Below are 3,060 nucleotides of genomic sequence, written 5' to 3' on the forward strand. Positions count from 1 at the left end.
GGGGCAGGGGTTGCACCTGTTGATGGGTAATGGTTTTCACAGGGCGCAACAAGAGCGGGAATCCATCGAGTTGCTGATCGGCAAGCGCTGCGAGGCGCTGGTGGTGCACAGCAAGGCGCTGAGCGACGAGGAGCTTATCGACTACGCCATGCGGGTGCCCGGCATGGTGCTGATCAACCGCGATATTCCTGCCCTCAAGGGACGCTGCATCGCCCTTAACAACCGGTTGGGAGCCGCTACGGCGACCCGTCATCTGATCGATTTGGGCCATCGCCATATCGCGTTTATCAGCTCGGATCACGCCATTGAGGATGCCACCTTGCGTCTGCAGGGCTATCAGGACGGGTTGATGGAGGCGGGTCTGGCAGCAAATCCGGAGCTGATCGAGAGCGGCACACCGAGCGAGGAGGGGGGCGAGCGCGCCATGCTCAACCTGTTGGCCAAGGGGCTCAGGGTGACCGCCGTAGTGGCCTATAACGACGCCATGGCGGCTGGCGCCATCTCGGTGCTGGCGGATAATGGCCTCAAGGTGCCGGAGGAGGTCTCTGTGGTGGGCTTCGATGACATCATCTATGCCAGATACCTGAGACCCAAGCTCTCCACCATGCGCTATCCCATCGAGCTGATGGCTGCCCAGGCTGCCAAGCTGGCTATTCAGCTGGCGGCGGGGGAGAGTGAGGCGACCCAGAGCCGGATTTATACTCCCACGCTGATCAATCGCCACTCGGTCGCACCGGTTCGGGCCGGATAGCGATCAGTCACGGCCTCGTTCGAGGTCGTGTTATGCGCGTTTATTTTTTTACCTGGTTTTTAATCATTTTTACTCCGTTTTACTTAACAAAATTGGTGTAATCGTTTACATCTGTGTGAGCAAGATCGCCGTTCCCTGCGTCATACTTCTCTAGACTGAAGAGGTTTTCCAATCAGCAGGGAGAGAGTGAATGCTCAGGGAGATAGTGGCACGTCAGGATTGGCAGACCCAGGCCATTACGTCGGTAAACCGGCTGGCTGCCCATACCCCCATGGTCAGCTGGCGCAGCGAAGCGGATGCCAGGGATGATCTGGCTTCTTCTTCCCGTCTCTTGCTCGATGGCGAGTGGCGCTTCTCTTTCTTTGCCGCACCCGAGCGGGTGCCCGAAGGCTGGCTGGCGCAGGATCTGGCGGATGCCTGCCCCATTACGGTGCCGGGCAACTGGCAGTTGGATGCCGCCTACCCGGCATCGCGTCCGCTCACGGACAGCCCCATCTACACCAACATCAAGTACCCCTTCCCTTGCGATCCGCCCAGGGTGCCTGCTGCCAATCCGACCGGCTGCTACTCTCGCGAGTTTGAGTTGCCCGCCGACTGGCTGGCCAGCGGCCAGACCCGCATCATCTTCGACGGGGTCGACAGCGCCTTCTACCTGTTCTGCAACGGCCACTGGGTAGGCTACTCCCAGGACAGCCGGCTGCCCGCCGAATTCGATCTCAGCCCCTTTCTGCAGGCCAGCAGTAACCGGCTGGCGGTGTTGGTGTTGCGCTGGTCAGATGGCTCCTATCTGGAGGATCAGGACATGTGGCGCCTGAGTGGTATCTTCCGTTCCGTTAGTCTGCTGCACAAACCCGATCGCCACCTGATGGATGTGCGGCTGACGCCCGTGCTGGATGATTGCTATCGGGATGCAGGTCTCAAGATCGCGCTGCAGGCCGCCAACGCAATGGGTCTGTCAGTGGAGGTCAGCCTCTACGACGGCACGGAGCGGGTGGCCAACCTGCGCCAGCGGCTTGGCACCTCAACCATCGACGAGAAGGGGGCCTATGAGGATCGCTGCGAGTTGTGGCTGGCGGTCACGGCCCCTCGCAAGTGGAGCGCCGAGACACCCCACCTCTACCGGCTGACCCTGACCTTGCTCGGCGAGCAGGGCGAGCCCATCGAGAGCGAGGCCTATGATGTGGGCTTTCGGGCCGTGGAGATCAAGGGCGGTCTGCTGCGAGTCAATGGCCAGCCTCTGCTGATCCGTGGTGCCAACCGCCACGAACACGATGCGGCCCAGGGCCACGTGGTGACCCCCGCCACCATGGCGCGGGATCTGCGGCTGCTGAAACAGCACAACTTCAACGCGGTGCGCTGCTCCCATTACCCCAACCATCCGGAGTTTTACCGCCTTTGCGATCGGCTCGGCCTCTACGTGGTGGACGAGGCAAATCTGGAGACCCACGGCATGACCCCCATGGGGCGGCTGGCGCGGGATCCGGCCTGGAGCAATGCCTTTCTGGAGCGGGCGACCCGCATGGTGGCGCGCGACTTCAACCACCCCTCGATCATCATCTGGTCGCTGGGTAACGAGTCGGGCTATGGCCCGGCCCACGATGCCATGTATGGCTGGGTCAAGGGCAGCGACCCGAGCCGTCCGGTGCAGTACGAGGGGGGCGGCGCCGATACTGCGGCCACCGACATCATCTGCCCTATGTATGCGCGCACCCATCAGGATCAGCCCTTTCCGGCCGTGCCAAAGTGGGCGCTGGCCAAGTGGATCGGCCTGCCGGACGAGACCCGTCCGCTGATCCTCTGCGAATACGCCCATGCCATGGGCAACAGCCTGGGGGGCTACGCCCAGTACTGGCAGGCGTTTCGTGATCACCCCCGGCTGCAGGGCGGTTTCGTGTGGGATTGGATGGATCAGGGGCTCGACAAGCAGACCGACGATGGCCGTCACTACTGGGCCTACGGCGGTGACTTCGGCGACCAGCCCAATGATCGCCAGTTTTGCTGCAACGGCCTGCTGTTCCCGGATCGCACCCCCCATCCCGCCCTGTGCGAGGCGAAACGGGCCCAGCAGCCGTTCCGCTTCAGCCTGCTCCAGCACACCCCGCTGCGGGTGCGGATCGAGAGCGAATACCTGTTCCGCGCCACCGATAACGAACGGCTTTGCTGGCAGCTGTGCGAGAACGGCCATGTGATGCAGCAGGGGGAGCTCTCCCTCATGTTGGCGCCGCAAGGGGTAGTCGAGTTGACCCTGACCGGGACGCTGCCCACCTTTGCGGCGGGCTCCCTCGCCTCGCTGGATCTGGCCATAGTGC

2 protein-coding genes are annotated in these 3,060 nt (G+C 62.6%); both read left to right on the plus strand.

Annotated elements, in window-relative coordinates:
- The coding region (locus AAC083_RS19965; protein WP_108537538.1) for a substrate-binding domain-containing protein at nucleotides 1-751 on the plus strand (751 nt) is incomplete at its 5' end.
- A 190-nt stretch (nucleotides 752-941) separates the two neighbouring features.
- A partial coding sequence (locus AAC083_RS19970) for a glycoside hydrolase family 2 TIM barrel-domain containing protein (RefSeq protein WP_108537539.1) occupies nucleotides 942-3,060 on the plus strand: 2,119 nt, incomplete at its 3' end.

Source organism: Aeromonas sp. HMWF014, assembly GCF_963878295.1.
GTDB classification, from domain to species: domain Bacteria; phylum Pseudomonadota; class Gammaproteobacteria; order Enterobacterales; family Aeromonadaceae; genus Aeromonas; species Aeromonas popoffii.